At 59.7% G+C, this 18,049-nt stretch carries 17 protein-coding genes; 5 read left to right on the plus strand and 12 right to left on the minus strand.

Annotation, left to right across the window (positions count from 1 at the left end; translation table 11 throughout):
• Positions 1-6: 6 nt before the first annotated feature.
• The 3 genes from FHT82_RS19510 (at position 7) to FHT82_RS19520 (ending at position 3,194) form a co-directional block, all read left to right on the plus strand.
• Positions 7-1,014: an ABC transporter substrate-binding protein gene (locus tag FHT82_RS19510; protein WP_183734647.1), complete on the plus strand. Its 1,008-nt coding sequence runs from the start codon at positions 7-9 to the stop codon at positions 1,012-1,014.
• 66 nt (positions 1,015-1,080) lie between these two features.
• Entirely contained in the window at positions 1,081-2,295 is a 1,215-nt protein-coding gene (locus tag FHT82_RS19515) for an acyltransferase (RefSeq protein ID WP_183734345.1), read from the plus strand.
• A 221-nt stretch (positions 2,296-2,516) separates the two neighbouring features.
• Positions 2,517-3,194 (plus strand): sugar transferase, encoded by a 678-nt coding sequence (locus FHT82_RS19520; protein ID WP_246698180.1) that lies wholly within the window; start codon positions 2,517-2,519, stop codon positions 3,192-3,194.
• Positions 3,195-3,556: 362 nt separating this feature from the next.
• Here the strand turns inward: FHT82_RS19520 and FHT82_RS19525 are convergent, their stop codons facing one another.
• From FHT82_RS19525 to FHT82_RS19570, 10 genes are all read right to left on the minus strand, one after another.
• Positions 3,557-3,964: a F0F1 ATP synthase subunit epsilon gene (locus tag FHT82_RS19525; protein ID WP_183734346.1), complete on the minus strand. Its 408-nt coding sequence runs from the start codon at positions 3,962-3,964 to the stop codon at positions 3,557-3,559.
• Positions 3,964-4,203, minus strand: a complete 240-nt coding sequence (locus FHT82_RS19530) for a hypothetical protein (protein WP_183734347.1) — start codon at positions 4,201-4,203, stop codon at positions 3,964-3,966. The genes FHT82_RS19525 and FHT82_RS19530 overlap by 1 nt, the downstream gene beginning before the upstream one ends.
• Positions 4,203-5,630 carry a F0F1 ATP synthase subunit beta gene (gene atpD / locus FHT82_RS19535; RefSeq protein WP_183734348.1) on the minus strand — a complete coding sequence of 476 codons (1,428 nt, stop codon included), beginning with the start codon at positions 5,628-5,630 and terminating at the stop codon, positions 4,203-4,205. The genes FHT82_RS19530 and atpD overlap by 1 nt, the downstream gene beginning before the upstream one ends.
• A 22-nt stretch (positions 5,631-5,652) precedes the next feature.
• The gene (locus FHT82_RS19540; protein ID WP_183734349.1) at positions 5,653-6,537 is read right to left on the minus strand and encodes a F0F1 ATP synthase subunit gamma; all 885 of its coding nucleotides are present in this window, start codon (positions 6,535-6,537) and stop codon (positions 5,653-5,655) included.
• 28 nt (positions 6,538-6,565) lie between these two features.
• Positions 6,566-8,095 carry a F0F1 ATP synthase subunit alpha gene (gene atpA / locus FHT82_RS19545; protein ID WP_183734350.1) on the minus strand — a complete coding sequence of 510 codons (1,530 nt, stop codon included), beginning with the start codon at positions 8,093-8,095 and terminating at the stop codon, positions 6,566-6,568.
• Positions 8,095-8,661, minus strand: a complete 567-nt coding sequence (locus FHT82_RS19550) for a F0F1 ATP synthase subunit delta (protein WP_183734351.1) — start codon at positions 8,659-8,661, stop codon at positions 8,095-8,097. Before FHT82_RS19550 ends, atpA begins: the two co-directional genes overlap by 1 nt.
• Before the next feature lie 255 nt (positions 8,662-8,916).
• On the minus strand, positions 8,917-9,306 hold the full coding sequence (locus tag FHT82_RS19555) for a DUF4345 domain-containing protein (protein ID WP_183734352.1): 390 nt from the start codon (positions 9,304-9,306) through the stop codon (positions 8,917-8,919).
• A gap of 78 nt (positions 9,307-9,384) precedes the next feature.
• Positions 9,385-11,601, minus strand: a complete 2,217-nt coding sequence (locus tag FHT82_RS19560) for a primosomal protein N' (RefSeq protein ID WP_183734353.1) — start codon at positions 11,599-11,601, stop codon at positions 9,385-9,387.
• A 54-nt stretch (positions 11,602-11,655) separates the two neighbouring features.
• On the minus strand, positions 11,656-12,804 hold the full coding sequence (locus FHT82_RS19565; protein ID WP_183734354.1) for an AAA family ATPase: 1,149 nt from the start codon (positions 12,802-12,804) through the stop codon (positions 11,656-11,658).
• Positions 12,805-12,829: 25 nt separating this feature from the next.
• Positions 12,830-13,774 carry a GNAT family N-acetyltransferase gene (locus tag FHT82_RS19570; RefSeq protein WP_183734355.1) on the minus strand — a complete coding sequence of 315 codons (945 nt, stop codon included), beginning with the start codon at positions 13,772-13,774 and terminating at the stop codon, positions 12,830-12,832.
• Positions 13,775-13,917: 143 nt separating this feature from the next.
• Between FHT82_RS19570 and FHT82_RS19575 the strand changes: the two genes are divergently transcribed.
• Entirely contained in the window at positions 13,918-14,853 is a 936-nt protein-coding gene (locus FHT82_RS19575) for a tyrosine recombinase XerC (protein ID WP_183734356.1), read from the plus strand.
• A gap of 87 nt (positions 14,854-14,940) precedes the next feature.
• Positions 14,941-16,017: a TraB/GumN family protein gene (locus tag FHT82_RS19580; RefSeq protein WP_183734357.1), complete on the plus strand. Its 1,077-nt coding sequence runs from the start codon at positions 14,941-14,943 to the stop codon at positions 16,015-16,017.
• A gap of 12 nt (positions 16,018-16,029) precedes the next feature.
• Here the strand turns inward: FHT82_RS19580 and FHT82_RS19585 are convergent, their stop codons facing one another.
• Together FHT82_RS19585 and lpdA are read right to left on the minus strand one after the other, a co-directional pair.
• Complete coding sequence (locus tag FHT82_RS19585; RefSeq protein ID WP_183734358.1) at positions 16,030-16,530, minus strand: cytochrome b/b6 domain-containing protein; 501 nt, start codon at positions 16,528-16,530, stop codon at positions 16,030-16,032.
• A gap of 102 nt (positions 16,531-16,632) precedes the next feature.
• A complete protein-coding gene (gene lpdA / locus FHT82_RS19590; RefSeq protein ID WP_183734359.1) occupies positions 16,633-18,036 on the minus strand; it encodes a dihydrolipoyl dehydrogenase in 1,404 nt (467 codons plus the stop codon).
• Positions 18,037-18,049: the final 13 nt, after the last annotated feature.

The following is an 18,049-nucleotide window of genomic DNA, read 5'->3' on the forward strand; positions in this document are numbered from 1 at the left end:
GAGGTCCTGATGCTTCTCACCCGCCGACAAACCCTTTTTGCCGCCGTGGCTGCAGGCCTTGCCGGCCGCACCGCCTTCGCCCAGTCCGCCGCAAAGGTCCGCATCGCGCTCGACTGGACGCCGAACACCAATCATATCGGCATCTATGTCGCCAAGGCGAAGGGCTTCTATGAAGCCGCCGGCCTCGATGTCGAAATTCTGCCCTATGCCGATACCAGCGCCGGCACGCTGGTCGCGAACGGCGTTGCCGATTTCGGCATCTGCGGGGAGATCGAAACCTTCACCCAGCGCGCCGCCGGCGCGGATGTGAAGCTCGTCTACGCCGTGGTGCAGACGGAAACCGGCAGGCTGATCTTCAAGGGCGACCGCGACGACATCAAGAGCCCTAGAGATCTTGATGGTAAGACCTATGGTGGCTTCGGCGGCGCATGGGAGCAGGCGCTCGTCTCCGCGATGATCCGCAACGACGGCGGCAAGGGTACCTTCCAGAATGTCACGCTCGGCACTTCGGCCTATGAGGCGCTCGACAACGGCGCCGTCGACTTCACGCTGGAAATCTACACCTGGGAAGGCATTGCCGCCCAACTCGAGAACCGACAAGTCGGCCGCTGGCGCTACAGCGATTACGGTATTCCGGACGAACAGACGACTGCGATCGCTTCCAGCGACACCTATCTTGCAGACAATCCGCAAAATGCCCGCGCCTTCATCCAGGCAACACTGAAGGGTTACGCCCATTCGGTCGACAATCCGGACGAGGCCTGCGACCTCTTGATTGCCGGCAGCAATGGCGCACTGCTCAACACCGATCTTGTCAAGGCATCGCAGAAGGCCCTCGTCGAGGGGCATTACCTCAGGAGCGAAAAAGGCGCGATCGGCACCATCGATCCGGCCAAGGCCGAAGCGATCGGCACTTTCCTGTTCGATCATGGCATCCTCCTCGATGCCAACGGTACGGCACTGACGGAAAAGCCCGACTTTTCCGCCTATTACACCAACAGTCTCCTTGACTGAGACGAGCCCGCCCCTTGCGGGCAGCAGCTTTTCACTGCAAAGTCCCGCAAGGAGCGAGGGAGTGACATGCAGCAGCAGGACCGGGTGGCCGGAGCGGATTTCTTGCGCGCAGCCGCCTGCTTGCTCGTCCTCATCCATCATCTCATTCTGCGCATCGACCTCACCAAGCTCGGCGAAGGATTGCGGCCGACGCTGACTGCGCTGCGCTTCGGCAATTTCGGCGTCGCCATCTTCTTCATCCTCAGCGGTTTCCTGCTGGCCTTGCCGTTCTGGCGTTCTCTCGACGCCGGCGGCGCCATGCCCGACCTGCATATCTATGCGCTGCGCCGCGCGGCCCGCATCGTACCCGGCTATTGGGTGGCTTTGACGGCGGGCTTCATCCTCAGCGTCACATTGCTTGGATATGCGCTGACGCCGGGACTCGCTATGCGCTATGCCAGCGGCCTTTTCTTCATGAGCCAATGGCACTGGCGCACTTTCTTTCCTGTCGAAGGCAACGGCCCGCTCTGGTCCATCTCTTTCGAAGCGACGAGCTATGTGCTGCTGCCGCTTTGTTTCCTCTGGCTTTTCGCGATCCCGGAAAACCGCCGTTCTCCGCCCGTCACGCGCCTTGCCTGGCTCGGCATCATTGCCGTGACGCTGATCGCCCATGAAACCTTCCGTGTGCTTTTCCCGCCCAATGAGATCGACCGTGGCTGGCAATATGGCATGCAGGGCGGCGCGAAGGAGTGGATGCCCGACTACAATCCCATCGGCTTTTTCGCCGTTTTTGCGCTCGGTGCACTCGCGGCCGGCATTCAGATCCTGCTGCCGCGAAAGCGTCGGATCTGGTTCGACATCATCGCACTCGCCTGCCTCGCCGCCGCCGGCCTCCAGCTGCCGCTTTCGACAGGCGGACCCTGGGAAGCCTACGGATGGCTCGGAATTCCCTATGCCTTTCCGCTGTTTCCGGTTCTGATCGCTGCCGCTCTTGTGACCCTCTCGCGCTCGGTGCTGCTTGCGGCACTGCTAGACAATACCGTCATGCGCTTTACGGCAACCATCTCATTCGGGATCTATATCTGGCAGGATATCGTACTGACCTCGATGCAAACGATCTCTCCCGCGATATTCGGGATCGGCAGGGACGATCCGGTACAGGACTGGTCTATCGGCTGCGCCGTTGCGACGCCGATCATTTTTCTTCTCGCAAGCTTCAGCTATTTCACGCTCGAACGACCGGCAATACGAAGCGCCGCACGCATAACGCGCAAGAATTCAGCCATTACCCAATATAGTTAATTCCTAATCATTAAGAATAGCACGGACATAGTTCGAAATACTCCCAAATTTGGCTCCATTATGGTTACGAAAACGTTAAGGAGGCGGGTGACAAATCGATCCCGTCCATGTATTTGTGCCAGCGCGACGCAATATGCGAGTATTTCCACGGACGTTGCTTAATGAACGTGTTTACTTCAAACAAGCTTCAAGATACGGCTTTCGCTGTAAAAACAGTGAAGATGGAGGCTCTCGACGCAGCGAATTCCAATATTCGCCAGCCCGAAAGCTTTGCCGCATTGGATGGCCGAAACAGACTTCAGCTCGGCTTGAAGAGAGCTTTCGACATTTTCGGTGCAACAAGCGCGCTGGTTATTCTGTTTCCAGTTCTTCTGGCGATCGCGCTTCTCATGGTGATCGATGACGGCGGACCGGTGTTTTTCCGGCAGATTCGTTGGGGCCTGAAAGGCAGCAAGATCACCGTCTACAAGTTTCGCTCCATGCGGGCCGATCTCTGCGATCCGACTGGCGTCGAGCAGACTGTCAAGGGTGATCGGCGCGTGACGCGGATTGGCGCCTTCCTGCGCAAGACCAACATCGACGAGCTTCCGCAGCTTCTCAACGTCATCAAGGGCGATATGTCGCTCGTCGGCCCCCGCTGCCACGCGATCAATATGCGCGCAGCCGGCATGCTCTACGAGGAACTGGTGCCCGAATATCATTACCGCCATTTGATGCGGCCGGGCATCACCGGTCTTGCCCAGACGCGCGGCTGGCGCGGCCCGACAGATCGACCGACAGAAGCGCGCGCCCGCATTGCCAGCGATATCTATTACATTAGAAATTTCAGTTTCTGGCTGGATATGAAGATTCTGTTCGACACGCTACTGTCCGAACTGCGCGGCGGCACCGGCTTCTGAGACATCGAATTTTCACGAATGAAATCGATCAGGCTGGAGCATGTCGCGCAAACGTGTGCAGCAGTTTTGCGATAACGACATACGTAAGATAAAGACTTAAAACGTGGCGAGCGAATCCTGGAGATCGCGACACGCTTTGGAGTAATTCCAGCATAAGTACGTAGCGGCTTACGTCCGGAATTGCGTGAAAACAGAGAGATAGAACGTTTCGTGATTCGAAGAAAACGGGAATGTTCTGGGCGGTGAAATACCGCCTGTTTTGTTGTTGCAGCTTTCGCAGCAATAAAGGAGCAGCTGTTCCAACATAAAAAGCGGCCTTAAAGACCGCTTTCCTTATTCGCTCTATAATACCTGCTGACCGATCAGTCCTGCTGGACGATACCCCGCAGATGGGTCAGCTCCATGATGAAGTGTTCCAGCCTGGACTTGTGCTCGTGATGCTCGGCATCTTCGAGTTCCTTCTTCGCAGCTTCGATGCGGCGGGTCAGTTCGTCCTTGTTGAGTTCTTCCACCGGAACGGCAGATTCGGCAAGCAGCGTGCATCCGGTCGGCAGGATGTCAGCAAAACCGCCGAACACGACGTAATCCTGCTTCGAGCCGGAAGAGGAACGAACGCTCACGATGCCTGGCTTGATGGTCGTCATCGTTGGGGCATGGTTGGCCATAACAGTCATTTCGCCTTCGGTGGCAGGAATGACCACCTCGGTCACCATTTCCGACAGCAGCAGACGCTCCGGCGAAACGAGCTCAAAGTTGAAATTGTCAGCCATCAGTGACTTACCTTCTCGGCTATGGCTTCTGCATCTTGCAGTTTGGTCCCGCAGAACGGGCAGTGCATTATCGCTTGGTCGAGATAGCCGAGGCCTTCCTCGGTCTGAGCCAGCCCGACAACCATCATCATCACGCCGTTGTCGGCACGGTAGATGGTCGGCACCGCCGGTTCAGGAAGTTCTGCCACGACCCCCTTCAGGGAGTCGCAGCAGAAAATCTCGTCCTGAGTGTCGCTCATCAAGCGGCAGCGAGCTTCTTGGCCTTCTCGATGGCTTCTTCGATCGAGCCAACCATGTAGAAGGCAGCTTCCGGCAGGTGGTCGTACTCGCCGTTGACCAAGCCCTTGAAGCCCTTGATCGTGTCTTCGAGAGCAACCAGCTTGCCAGGCGAACCGGTGAAAACTTCGGCGACGAAGAACGGCTGCGACAGGAAGCGCTCGATCTTGCGGGCGCGGGCAACCGACAGCTTGTCTTCTTCAGAAAGTTCGTCCATGCCCAGGATGGCGATGATGTCCTGCAGGGCCTTGTAGCGCTGCAGCGTCGACTGAACCTTACGAGCAATTTCATAATGCTCTTCGCCAACGACCAGCGGATCGAGCATGCGCGAGGTGGAGTCGAGCGGGTCGACGGCCGGGTAGATACCCTTTTCAGCGATCGAGCGCGACAGAACCGTCGTTGCATCCAAGTGAGCGAACGAGGTTGCCGGTGCCGGGTCGGTCAAGTCGTCGGCCGGAACGTAGATGGCCTGAACCGAGGTGATCGAACCCGTCGTCGTCGTGGTGATGCGTTCCTGCATCTGACCCATGTCAGTCGCGAGCGTCGGCTGATAGCCCACGGCCGAAGGAATGCGGCCGAGCAGAGCCGACACTTCCGAACCAGCCTGCGTGAAGCGGAAAATGTTGTCGACGAAGAACAGAACGTCCTGGCCCTGGTCGCGGAAATGTTCTGCAACCGTCAGGCCCGTCAGTGCGACGCGAGCGCGGGCGCCCGGCGGTTCGTTCATCTGGCCGTAAACCAGCGCAGCCTTGGAACCTTCGCCGCCGCCGTGCTTGTTGACGCCCGATTCGATCATTTCGTGGTAAAGGTCGTTGCCTTCGCGGGTACGTTCACCCACACCTGCGAAGACCGAGTAACCACCGTGCGCCTTGGCGACGTTGTTGATCAGTTCCATGATGAGAACGGTCTTGCCGACGCCTGCGCCGCCGAACAGACCGATCTTGCCGCCCTTCGCGTAGGGAGCGAGAAGGTCGACGACCTTGATGCCGGTGACGAGGATCTGTGCTTCCGTGGACTGCTCGACGTAAGCCGGAGCATCCTGGTGGATGGCGCGCTTATGAGCGGTGTTCAGCGGACCTGCTTCATCGACCGGCTCGCCGATGACGTTCATGATACGGCCGAGCGTTTCGTCACCAACCGGAACGGAGATCGGAGCGCCGGTATCGGTGACCTGCTGGCCACGAACGAGACCTTCGGACGAATCCATCGCGATGGTGCGGACTTCGTTTTCGCCCAGATGCTGAGCGACTTCGAGAACCAGACGGTTGCCGTTATTGTCGGTTTCGAGCGCGTTCAAAATCGCCGGCAGTTCGCCTTCGAAAGCAACGTCGACGACGGCGCCGATAACCTGGGTGACTTTGCCGACAGAGCGGGTAGCTGCCTCAGCCATTTTCTTACCCTCTTTTCCTAACTCAGAGCGCTTCCGCGCCCGAAATGATTTCAATCAGTTCCTTGGTGATCTGCGCCTGACGCTGACGGTTGTAGCTTAGCGTCAGCTTGTTGATCATCTCACCAGCATTGCGCGTCGCATTGTCCATCGCGCTCATCTTGGCACCCATTTCGCCCGCGACGTTCTCAAGGAGAGCGCGGAAGATCTGGACGGAGATGTTGCGCGGGATCAGATCGTCGAGGATCGACGCCGGATCCGGCTCGTATTCATAGACAGCGCCGGCATGGTCTGCATCTTCGGCGACGGCTTCCGGAGCCTTGGCCGGGATGAGCTGCTGCGCAGTCGGAACCTGGCTGATCACCGACTTGAACTCGGAGTAGAACAGCGTGCAGACATCAAACTCGCCGGCTTCGAACATCTCGATGATGCGTTTGCCGATCTGGTCGGCATTGTCGAAACCGATCTTCTTGACATCGCGCAGTTCCTTGCGCTCGACGATCATCGAGGCGAATTCGCGACGCAGAATGTCGTAGCCCTTCTTGCCGACCGTGACGATCTTCACCGTCTTGCCTTCAGCGACGAGCTTGCGGACATGATCGCGTGCGAAGCGAGCGATCTGTGAGTTGAAGCCGCCGCACAGGCCGCGCTCGGCCGTGCAGACGACGAGCAGGTGAACCTGGTCCTTGCCCGTGCCGGTCATCAGGACCGGCGCGCCGTCTGCTTCGGTAACGGCCTTGGAGATGTTCGCCAGGACCGCATTCATACGCTGCGAGTAAGGCCGGGCGGCCTCCGCCGCCTCCTGGGCACGCCGAAGCTTCGCCGCGGCGACCATCTTCATCGCCTTGGTGATCTTCTGCGTCGCCTTGACGGAGGCGATCCGGTTTTTCAGATCCTTAAGTGAAGGCATCCGTTATCCGTCCTAACCTAGGGTCCGATTACTGGAAAGACTTGGCGAAGCTGTCGAGGGCAGCAGTGAGCTTGCCCTTCGTCGCATCGCTGATAGCCTTTTCCGTACGAATCGCATCGAGGATGTCGGAGCCTTCCGAACGCAGGTAAGATAGCAGGCCCTGTTCGAACTTGCCGACCTGAGCGACCGGCAGCTTGTCGAGATAGCCATTGACGCCGGCAAAGATCACGGCGACCTGCTCTTCCGTCTTCAGCGGCGAGAACTGCGGCTGCTTCAGGAGTTCGGTCAGGCGTGCACCGCGGTTGAGCAGGCGCTGCGTTGCAGCGTCCAGGTCCGAACCGAACTGGGCGAAGGCGGCCATTTCGCGATACTGGGCGAGTTCACCCTTGATCGAACCGGCAACCTGCTTCATGGCCTTGATCTGAGCCGAAGAACCGACGCGGGAAACCGACAGACCGACGTTAACGGCCGGACGGATACCCTGGTAGAACAGGTCGGTTTCGAGGAAGATCTGACCGTCCGTGATCGAGATCACATTGGTCGGAATGAAGGCCGAAACGTCGTTACCCTGCGTTTCGATGACCGGCAGAGCGGTGAGCGAACCAGCGCCCTTGTCGTCGTTCATCTTTGCAGCGCGCTCGAGGAGACGCGAGTGCAGGTAGAAGACGTCGCCCGGATAAGCTTCGCGGCCCGGCGGGCGGCGCAGAAGGAGCGACATCTGACGGTAGGCAACGGCCTGCTTGGACAGGTCATCGTAACCGATCAGCGCGTGCTGGGCGTTATCACGGAAGTATTCGCCCATTGCGCAGCCTGCAAACGGAGCGAGGAACTGCATCGGAGCCGGATCGGAAGCAGTCGCGGCAACAACGATCGAGTACTTCAGGGCGCCGCGCTCTTCCAGAACCTTGACGAACTGAGCAACGGTCGAGCGCTTCTGGCCAACCGCAACGTAGACGCAGAACAGCTTGTCCTGTTCCGGGCCGTTGTCGTGGATCGGCTTCTGATTCAGGAAGGCGTCGAGAATAATGGCGGTCTTGCCGGTCTGACGGTCGCCGATGACGAGCTCGCGCTGGCCGCGGCCAACCGGAATAAGGGCATCGATGGCCTTGAGGCCGGTCGACATCGGCTCATGAACCGACTTGCGCGGAATGATGCCTGGAGCCTTGACGTCGACGCGCGCACGGCGGGTCGCGTTGATCGGGCCTTTGCCGTCGATCGGGTTGCCGAGAGCGTCGACAACGCGGCCGAGCAGTTCCGGACCGACCGGAACGTCGACGATCGCGCCGGTACGCTTGACAGTGTCGCCTTCCTTGATGTCGCGGTCGGAGCCGAAAATAACGACACCGACATTGTCGGATTCAAGGTTGAGCGCCATGCCGCGGATGCCGCCGGGGAACTCGACCATTTCACCAGCCTGGACATTGTCCAGACCGTAAACGCGAGCGATACCGTCACCAACGGAGAGAACCTGACCGACTTCCGAGACTTCCGCCTCTTTGCCGAAGTTCTTGATCTGGTCTTTAAGAATTGCGGAAATTTCCGCAGCGCGGATATCCATCAGCCGACCTCTTTCAATGCAAGCTTAAGGGTAGAGAGTTTGGTACGAAGAGACGTGTCAATCTGACGGGACCCAACCTTGACGATCAGACCACCAAGAATTGACGGATCAACCGTGACAGCAATCGCCACGTCTTTGCCGGTGACGCCCTTCAGCGCCGCCTTCAATTCATTTTCCTGCTCTGCGGTCAGAGCATGGGCCGAAGTGACTTCGGCAGAAATTTCGCCGCGATGGTTGGCAGCAATGATGCGGAAGGCCTTGATCATGCCCGGCAGGGCAAACAGGCGGCGGTTACGCGCCACGACCTTCAGGAAATTGGCGAAGAAGCCCGAGATGCCAGCCTTTTCGCTGATAGCGACGATGCCCTTGAGCTGATCTTCTGCAGAGAAAACCGGGCTCAAGACAAAGCGCTTCAGGTCGTCGCTTTCGTCCAGCATGGTCTGGAACCGGCCGAGATCAGCGGTAACGCTGTCAACCGCGCCTTCTTCGAGAGCCAGCTCGAAAAGCGACGAAGCATAGCGCTCTGCAACACCAGAAGTAAGCTGGGACGTGTCTGCCACGGGCACAAATTTCCCTGATTTCAATTCAAAATCGGACTTTCAGCGGGCGCTGAACTTATGATCTTGAATTCGTTTTGATTTCCCCCAGAAATCGCAAGAGAAGCCTCTTGCTTCTTCCGAAATTCGGGGTCCGTCTAACATAGGATATTCGGACTCGCAACACGCGTAATGCCGGAATACGTGTTTCGCTTGATTTTCTGGCGCCAAAATTACGGAAACACCTGAAAGCGAGCCGTGAAACGCCTTCTTTTCCGCTTGAGATCACCCCTGCAGGAAGCCAAAAACGTAGAGCAGTGGCAGCGCGGCGATGGCCGTCTGCACAACCAAAAGTAAATAATTGAGGAGTGTACTCCCCTTATCAGACAGAATGGAAATGATACGTGCGAAAGCGGCCATCGCGAAGGCTGCTCCAAGAGCCAGATAGGTCCAGTCCTGCGCCAGCATGATCGTGGCAAGGCCGAGGCCAAGATAGAGGCCGCCCATCGATCGGACTTCGCTAAAACCTTCGCGTCGCTCGCCGCGGGGCGCCAGAGCGAAAGCTCGCATAGCAAGGCCAGGCGCGAACATGATGACGAAGCCGGCAAGCGCCGTGAAGGCTGCCGCACCGAAGGCAAGCTGCTCGCCAAATTCCGTCGGAAAGTAGAATTCCATGCCTCGACCCCAAATCATCAGCTGATTCTGCGTTTATGCCATGATCGGCCGCATCCGGAAATGTCGGGCAGAAATGATCTACAGGAAGCTCTGCGGATCGATGTCGAGCTGCACCTGAACAGAGCCGCGCTCTTTCGGCGATTGCGACAACATCGCCCGCAGATAGGCCTGCATGTCGGAATTCCGGCGTCCATGCACCAAAAGACGGAAACGATGACGGCCGCGCACCAGCGCTAAGGGCGCCTCCGCCGGACCGAGAACGGAAATGCCTGAAACCTGGGGTGCGGCGTTGCGCATGCCGCGCGCATGGTTCTCCGCATCATGCCGCGTATCGGCCGAAACGATGATGGAGGCGAGCCTGCCGAAGGGCGGAAGGATCGCGCGCTCCCGCTCGCTGATTTCGCGCTCGTAAAAGGCCCGCGCATCGCCCGACACGATCGCCTGCATGACCGGATGCTGCGGCTGATAGGTCTGCAGCAGCCCATGGCTCTTGAGGCCGGTTCGGCCGGCACGACCCGTGACCTGCGAAAGAAGCTGGAAAGTCCGCTCCGCCGCGCGCGGATCACCATTCGCGAGCCCAAGATCCGAGTCGACGATGCCGACCAGTGTCATCAGTGGAAAATTGTGCCCCTTGGCCACAAGCTGCGTACCGATGACGATATCCGCCTCGCCCTTGGCGATGGCATCGAGCTCCAGCCGCAGCCGCTTCACCCCGCCCATGATGTCGGAAGAGAGTACGATCGTACGCGCATCCGGAAAATGCCGCTCCACCTCTTCGGCGATGCGCTCCACGCCCGGCCCGCAGGCGACGAGGTGGTCGAGCGTTCCGCATTCCGGGCAGGCCTCTGGCGTCGGCTCGGTATGGCCGCATTGATGGCATTGCAGCTGGCGGCGGAAGCGATGCTCCACCAGCCAGCTCGAACATTGCGGGCATTGGAAACGATGACCGCAGACACGGCAGAGTGTCAGCGGCGCATAACCGCGGCGATTGAGGAAGAGAAGCGCCTGCTCGCCCTTTTCCACCGTCTTGCCAATCGCCCGGATCAACACGGGCGACAGGAAACCGCCGCGCTCAGGGGCGTGTCGTCGTAAGTCAACGAGATGCAGGTCAGGCAGTGCCGCGTCGCCGAAACGTGTCGGCAGATGGATCGTGCTGTAGCGTCCGCTCTGGCCATTGACCTGGCTCTCCACCGAAGGTGTCGCCGAAACGAGCACGACAGGAAAATCGCCGATCCGAGCCCGCACGACGGCCATGTCGCGCGCGTTGTAATAAACGCGATCCTCCTGCTTGTAGGCAGGATCATGCTCCTCATCGACGATGATGAGACCGAGATCTTCAAACGGCAGGAACAGCGCCGAGCGCGCGCCGGCGACGACCCGCACCTCACCCGTTACCGCCTGCCGCCAGACCTTTTCACGCATACGCGGCGCCAGATCGGAATGCCACTCGGCAGGTTTCGCGCCGAACCGGTCCTGAAAGCGTTCGAGGAAGCTTGCGGTAAGGGCGATCTCCGGCAGCAGGATCAGCACCTGTTTGCCGCGCCTCAGCGTCTCTGCGATTGCCTCGAAATAGACCTCCGTCTTGCCCGAACCGGTCACGCCGTCGATCAGCGAAACGGCAAATTCGCCCTTGCGCACTTCGTCCAGAATTTCCTCGGCGGCCTCCTTCTGCGGACCCTCGAGGCGGGAGCCGATGAAGTCCGGATCGGGCCTAGCAACGACAGGCGGCGGCGGCAGGAAGATGGTCTCGAAAATGCCCTGTGCGATCAGCCCGTCAACGACGCTGGTGGAGACACCCGCGGCATGGGCAAGACCGATCCGGGTCCAGGAGAGCCCGTCCGAGATCGCATCGAGCACGCGAGCGCGCGCCGGCGTCATCCGCTCCGGCTCGCCACCGACGAAACGTAATCCCTCCACCATCGGCTCCGGCTCGAAGGCATTCGGCGCCCTCAGCGCCATCCGCGCCACCAGTCCCGGCGGAGAAAGCGTATAGGTCGCCACCCAGTCGATGAAATCCCGCATCTCCTTGTTGAGCGGCGGGCAATCGAAGACGTGGGTGATAGGCCTGAGCTTCTTAGGGTCGACACCATCCTCACCGCCATCCCAGACGACACCGATCACCTGGCGCGGTCCAAGCGGCACCTGCACGACCGAGCCGGGCTCGATCGCCATGCCTTCCGGCACAGAATAGGAATAGGGTTTTGGCGCCGGCATCGGCACCAGCACCGGAACCGTACGGTTTACGGGCGGGGCCTCGAAAAGCGCGCCAAAAAGATCGGACGAATCTGTACTCATTGCGGCAGACCATGCCCGCAACGGCCGTAAAATGGAACCCGCCGACAATGAGGGTTAGTCATCATCATCGTCTTCGCCAGCGATCGTTCCCGTCAGCCGCATACCTTCGATCCACGTGGCACCATTCTCACGGATAACCTTTCGCGGACGAACGCCGCAGCGTTCGCGCACTGCCTCGGCCAGTTGCACCGAATGAGTGACGATCCAGACCTGGCTGCTTTTTGACGCTTCGGCGATCATGTCGGCGAGCGGCACCAGCATATCGGGATGCAGGCTCGCCTCCGGCTCATTCAGGGCGATGAGCGCCGGTAGCCTGTAGGAGAGCAGTGCGGCAGCAAGACCGAGGAAGCGGACCTGCCCGTCAGACAGTTCACGCGGATGAAAGACGCGGTGCGGAAAATCCGGCAGCATCAGGCCGAACTCCGCCGTCTCGCCCGGCTGAGGCACGACGAGCCTTGCACCGCCGAGCGCCGATACCAGGATGCGATCGAGCTCGACCGTATCCTGCCGCGTATGGGCGAGCGTCGCAAAGACGGCGGCGAGATTGCCACCATCCTCGTCCAGCATGGGGCTGGTGACGGCAAGGCAGGGATGGCGAAGCGGGGAAGCCCTATCCGTGCGAAAACCGTGGAAGAAGCGCCAGTTGTTGACGATGTGACGGAAGGCGGCAACCTCGGGGAAATGGCCGGCATCCCCGAGCAGGGCGATCGCCGTTTCCGATGTCAGCGCCTCGTCCGGGTAGTCCTGCATACGCCCAGCACCGTCGCGAACGAAGATGCCGGGACCTGCCCGCTTCATCATCGTTACCGCGCGGCGGCCGGTTTCGACGGAAAGCTCTTCAGCTTTGATCTGCGGTTCGAGCGCAAAGCCCGCAGCAGCCGTCGGCGGGCGCAACCCCGCCTCGACATGATACCGGAACGTGACTGCGCGCTCCTCGTCGATGATCTCGACTTCCAGACGGATGCGTGCAGGCCCGTCGGACTGGGGCCGAGTGCCGGACCAAAGAGCCGACAGCATGCCGCCTTCAGCGGCGAGCTCATAGGCCAGCCGCCCGCGAACCGCCGCCCGCACAAGTTGCAGGGCACGATAGAGATTGGACTTGCCAGCACCGTTCTCTCCAAGAAACAGCGTCGTATCCGCAAGATCCATGCGGATCGAGCGCAGTGACCGGTAATTCCTAGCAAACATGGAGCGAAGACGCATGCCTCCGCTTTAGCGCAAAGCAACGCTAAAAAGAATGGGCAGCAACCAACTCCGGCAACAGTTGCCGGGACACGGGCACGAAGCGTGAATCCCCATCAGCCGCCATGTCGTAGACCGTGTGCTTTTCCAGCGCCTTCGTCACCTCGTTCAGATCGCCGTCGAGCTGTTCGGCGGGAATGAGATTGCCGATGACGAAATCGAAGCGGTCGCCCTTCTTGTTCAGAAGTTCATAGAATACCGTCATGTCGCGCAGTTCCGTCGACCATTTGGCAAACCAGTAGAAAAGCCCGGAATTGCGCGCCGTCATGTGAACGGGCAGGATCGGCAGGCCGTATTTGCGGGCAAGGCCGACGGCAGAAGTTTTCCATGGCCGCTCGTTGAGCTGCCCGTTCGCCCAGTAGGCGATACGGCCTGAGGGGAAAAGCACGGTCGCCTTGCCCTCTTTCACCGCATGGTTGGTGAGCTGCAGTGTCTCGCGCGCTTTGAGCTTGCTCTTGAATTCCTCGCGCCATTCGACCGGTATGATCATTTCCGCAAAGCGCGGATTGACGCGTACCGCATCCCGGTTGGCGAAGAACATCATATCCGGGCGGCACGTCTTCAGGAGATCGAACACAGCCACACCGTCGGCAATGCCGGTCGGATGATTGCTGACGAGGATGAAGCCACCGGATGCCGGGATGCGCTCGGCGTTGGTGACGTTGATGTCGAGCTTCAACAGATTGCTCATATATTCGAAAGACTGGAAGCCCGGCATGTTGGCAACGTCGTTGGCGAATTCGATCGCCTTGTTGTAGCGCAGCAGCGTGTAGAGAAACGGTCGCATGACAGGCCAGAGCGGATGGCGGACGATCTTCTGGCCGCGCTCGGCGATCAACGTATCGACGATATGGCCGGGCTTTCCGTGTGAAACCAGGGCGATCGCTTCCGCGAGCTGTCCAAAGGCCGTCATGGAATCGCGCCGTGCCATAAAAATTCCTGTTTTACGGGAGCTATAAGCTATCTCAACGAATTATGATCGATACATGACAAGGGCTTGGCAAGCATTAGCAATTCCATAACGTCACTGTTTCAGAATTGGCGTCATCGAAAGCAAATTCAAGAGTTAAAACCGTGAATGAACTCCTGATCATTGCCGATGCGCACCTGATGACGGAACGAGGCGCCTGGCTTGAAAACCTCGCCCGGGAGCGCCGCCTTTCCGAACATACGCTCGATGCCTATGAGCGCGACACACGCCAGTTCCTGACCTTCATGACCGGTCACCTCGGCGGTCCGACGACGCTGCGCGATATCGAGGCGCTGCGCCCGGCAGACTTTCGCGCCTTTCTGGCCGCCCGGCGCAAAGAGGGCTCCGGCGCCCGCTCGGTGGCGCGCAATCTCGCCGGCATTCGCTCCTTTCTGCGTCACCTTGAAAAGAAGGGCTTGGTCAATGCGGCAGGCGCTTGCGCCGTGCGATCGCCGAAGCAGCCGAAATCTCTTCCGAAACCGCTCTCTGATAGACAGGCCATCACGGTTGTCAGCAACGATGCGCAACTCCAAGACGAGCCTTGGATCGCAGCGCGCGACGCAGCTGTCATGACGCTGCTCTATGGCTGCGGCCTGCGCATTTCCGAAGCGCTCGACCTGACACCCGCCGATATTAAGGCCGGCACGACGACGCTGCGCATCACTGGCAAGGGCAACAAGACCCGCCTCGTGCCGCTGCTGCCCATCGTCTTCGAAGCCGTCGAGAAATACCGGCAGCTCTGCCCCATTCATTTGGAGGACGGCGAACCGCTCTTTCGCGGCGCCCGCGGCGGCAAACTGCAGCCGGCCATCATCCAGCGCGCCATGCAGAAGCTGCGCAGTGCCTTCGGCCTGCCGGAAACGGCAACCCCGCATGCGCTTCGCCACTCCTTCGCCACCCATCTGCTGGCCGGCGGCGGCGACCTGCGCACCATCCAGGAACTGCTCGGTCATGCGAGCCTCTCGACCACGCAGGTCTATACCGGCGTCGATGCATCAAGGCTTCTGGAGGTGTATGATAGGGCGCACCCGCGCGCGTAACCATTCGTTAACGCTGTCTCTTAAAGGAATATGCGCAAGCCCGGCTTAGAGCATGAGGTTCGAAGCACAAGTGACCGGATTACCAGCATGACGATCTCCATCGGCCACCGGACTTTCCATATCGCGCAGCCCGGCAATATCCTGCTCTGGCTGATCGCAGCCTTCCACATGCTGCTGGCCGCCGCATTGCTCGCCATTGTCTTTTCCGTCACGCCGGCCGACGCCGCGGAAGACAGCTGCACCGGAAAGAACCTTCTCACCGAACTGCAGCAGAACGACCCCGCCCGTTACGCTGAAGCCGTGAAGGAAGCGGATGCAACGCCAAACGGCAAAGGCATTTTCTGGAAGATCGAAAAACCGGGTCTCAAGGCCTCCTGGCTGCTCGGCACCATGCACGTCACCGACCCGCGCGTCCTGAACCTGCCGCCCCGCACCCAGACTGCTCATGACGGCGCCGATACGATCGTCATCGAGTCCGACGAAATTCTCGATGAGAAGAAGGCGACCGCAGCGTTGCTGATGAAGCCGGATCTGATGATGTTCACGGACGGCACCACAATCGATAAGCTTCTTTCGCCTGGCGACTACAGCCGCCTCGAAACCGGGCTGAAGCAGCGCGGTATCCCGCTCTCGGCCGTTTCCCGCATGCGCCCCTGGATGATCGCAAGCGCCGTTGCACTTCCTGCCTGCGAGATCGCCCGCAAGGCAAAGGGCGTACAGTTCCTCGACCAGAAGATCGCGGCAGATGCGGCCGCCGAAGGCAAACAGGTCAAGGGTCTAGAGACCCTGGCGGAACAGCTGCAGGCCATGGCCGAACTGCCGGTCGAGTTTCATCTGAAGTCGCTGATCGAGACCCTCGAACTCGGCGGCAAGATGAACGACGTGGTCGAGACCATGACCGACATCTATCTCTCCGGCGATATCGGCATGACCATGCCCATGCTGAAGACCGTTACACCCGAGGGCAGCGATGAGGATAGTGACTACGCCGCCTTCGAGCAGCGCGTCATCCTTGACCGCAACAAGGTGATGGCTGAACGCGCCGCACCCATTCTCGCCAACGGCAATGTCTTCATGGCCGTCGGCGCCCTGCACCTTCCGGGCAAGGAGGGTGTCATCGAATTGCTGCGTCAGCAGGGCTTTACCGTTACGGCGGTCAACTGAACGGCTCGGCACTTAACCGACAGTCATGCGCCGCAAGACATCGGTCTTCCAGTAAAACTGGTGAGCCAGAGCGCCAAGGACATGCGCAACAACGACGACCCAGAGAATGAGCTTCAGAACGTCGGCATGCAGCGAGCCCAATGCTTCCGCACCAAGATAGTAGACCGCGATGCCTGACACCGGCAGGGCGATCAGCAGCAGATAAAGGCTTGCATGCGCGAGCCGCGCGGCGAGCCGAAAGATTGCCGGCTCGTCTGCGGATTCAGGCGGCACGCCCTGCACGAAGCGCAGACAGAGCCTGAGGATCGTCACGAGCAGGATGGCAATGCCGACATAGGCGTGGATATTGGCCGAAGCGATCTGTTCCGGCGAGGGCGTCCCGCCACGGCGGACAAGCCGATACCAGGTATTCATGCCATCGGGCAAAAGAAGATTATAGAGGACCAGAAGGACGGTCGCCCAGTGAAGGAAACGTTGGGAGAGGCTGTAGCCGACAACGACGCGATCATTCATTTTCTTGGCTTTCGTCAAATAGTTAGCGAAACTTGCCCACCAAATAAAAATGCCGCCCGCCCGAAGGCAAGCGGCATTGTGAATGATTGCTGATATTTAATCTTACAGATGGATCGGCTTGAAGAAGGCAGCGAGTGCGGCTTCCTTCACGGCTTCCGACATGGTCGGGTGCGCATGGCAGGTGCGGCCGAGATCTTCTGCCGAGCCGCCGAATTCCATCAGCACGGCGATCTCGTGGATCATCTCGCCGGCGCCGAAGCCGACGATGTGGCCGCCGAGCACGCGGTCGGTTTCCTTGTCGGAGAGGATCTTGACGAAACCGTCCGTCGCCAGCATGGCGCGGGCGCGGCCATTCGCCGAGAACGGGAACTTGCCCACCTTGTAGGCGACGCCTGCAGCCTTCAGCTCTTCCTCGGTCTTGCCGACGGAAGCGACCTCCGGCTGCGTGTAGACGACGCTCGGAATGACGTCGTAGTTCACATGACCATGCTGACCGGCGAGGATTTCAGCGAGTGCGACACCTTCGTCTTCGGCCTTGTGCGCCAGCATCGGACCCTGGACGACGTCGCCGATCGCATAAATGCCTTCGACATTGGTCTGGAAGTGGCCGTCGATTTCGACGCGGCCGCGATTATCGATCTTGACGCCCGCTTCTTCGAGGCCGAGGCCGGACGTATAGGGAATGCGGCCGGTCGAGATCAGAACGACATCGGCTTCGAGCGTCTGGACAGCACCACCGGCCACCGGCTCGAAAGTCACCTTTGCGCCCTTGTCGCCCTTCTCGACGCCGGTCACCTTGGAGCTCAGTTTGATGTCGATACCCTGCTTGCCCAGCATGCGCTGGAACTGCTTGGAAACATCGCCATCCATCGCACCGAGAATCTTGTCGAGATATTCGACGACGGTAACTCTTGCGCCGAGGCGCGACCAGACCGAGCCGAGCTCGAGGCCGATGACGCCACCGCCGACGACGATCATCGTTTCCGGCACTTTTTCCAGCGCAATGGCACCAGTGGAAGATATGATGATCTTCTCATCGATATCGACCTTCACGCCCGGAATGCCGGCGACATCGGAACCCGTGGCGATGACGATGTTCTTGCCTTCGATTTCCTGAGCCGTGCCGTCTTCGGCGGTCACAGAGACCTTGCCGGCGGAGATGATCTTGCCGGTGCCATGGAAGGTGTCGATCTTGTTCTTCTTGAACAGGAAGGCAACGCCGTCGACGTTGGACTTTACCGTCGCATCCTTGTGCGCCAGCATCTTTTCGAGATTGAGCTTCGGAGCGGCGACTTCGATGCCGAGTTCATCCATGTGATGCGTTGCATGGAACATTTCGGAAGCGTGCAGCAGCGCCTTGGAGGGGATGCAGCCGACATTCAGGCAGGTGCCGCCATAGGTGGCGCGCTTCTCGACGACAGCGACCTTGAGGCCGAGCTGGGCAGCCTTGATTGCCGCGACATAGCCGCCGGGGCCGGTTCCGATAACAATCACATCATAGGACATTGCTTTTTCCCTT

This window comes from Rhizobium sp. BK275, from assembly GCF_014193555.1.
Lineage (GTDB): Bacteria > Pseudomonadota > Alphaproteobacteria > Rhizobiales > Rhizobiaceae > Rhizobium.

Excerpts from the sequence above, each read along its gene's own strand:
- FHT82_RS19515 (WP_183734345.1), top strand. The coding sequence starts at position 1,081 with ATGCAGCAGCAGGACCGGGTGGCCGGAGCGGATTTCTTGCGCGCAGCC.
- FHT82_RS19520 (WP_246698180.1), top strand. The coding sequence starts at position 2,517 with ATGGAGGCTCTCGACGCAGCGAATTCCAATATTCGCCAGCCCGAAAGC.
- FHT82_RS19525 (WP_183734346.1), bottom strand. The coding sequence starts at position 3,964 with ATGGCTGACAATTTCAACTTTGAGCTCGTTTCGCCGGAGCGTCTGCTG.
- FHT82_RS19530 (WP_183734347.1), bottom strand. The coding sequence starts at position 4,203 with ATGAGCGACACTCAGGACGAGATTTTCTGCTGCGACTCCCTGAAGGGG.
- atpD (WP_183734348.1), bottom strand. The coding sequence starts at position 5,630 with ATGGCTGAGGCAGCTACCCGCTCTGTCGGCAAAGTCACCCAGGTTATC.
- FHT82_RS19540 (WP_183734349.1), bottom strand. The coding sequence starts at position 6,537 with ATGCCTTCACTTAAGGATCTGAAAAACCGGATCGCCTCCGTCAAGGCG.
- atpA (WP_183734350.1), bottom strand. The coding sequence starts at position 8,095 with ATGGATATCCGCGCTGCGGAAATTTCCGCAATTCTTAAAGACCAGATC.
- FHT82_RS19555 (WP_183734352.1), bottom strand. The coding sequence starts at position 9,306 with ATGGAATTCTACTTTCCGACGGAATTTGGCGAGCAGCTTGCCTTCGGT.
- FHT82_RS19560 (WP_183734353.1), bottom strand. The coding sequence starts at position 11,601 with ATGAGTACAGATTCGTCCGATCTTTTTGGCGCGCTTTTCGAGGCCCCG.
- FHT82_RS19565 (WP_183734354.1), bottom strand. The coding sequence starts at position 12,804 with ATGCGTCTTCGCTCCATGTTTGCTAGGAATTACCGGTCACTGCGCTCG.
- FHT82_RS19570 (WP_183734355.1), bottom strand. The coding sequence starts at position 13,774 with ATGGCACGGCGCGATTCCATGACGGCCTTTGGACAGCTCGCGGAAGCG.
- FHT82_RS19580 (WP_183734357.1), top strand. The coding sequence starts at position 14,941 with ATGACGATCTCCATCGGCCACCGGACTTTCCATATCGCGCAGCCCGGC.
- FHT82_RS19585 (WP_183734358.1), bottom strand. The coding sequence starts at position 16,530 with ATGAATGATCGCGTCGTTGTCGGCTACAGCCTCTCCCAACGTTTCCTT.
- lpdA (WP_183734359.1), bottom strand. The coding sequence starts at position 18,036 with ATGTCCTATGATGTGATTGTTATCGGAACCGGCCCCGGCGGCTATGTC.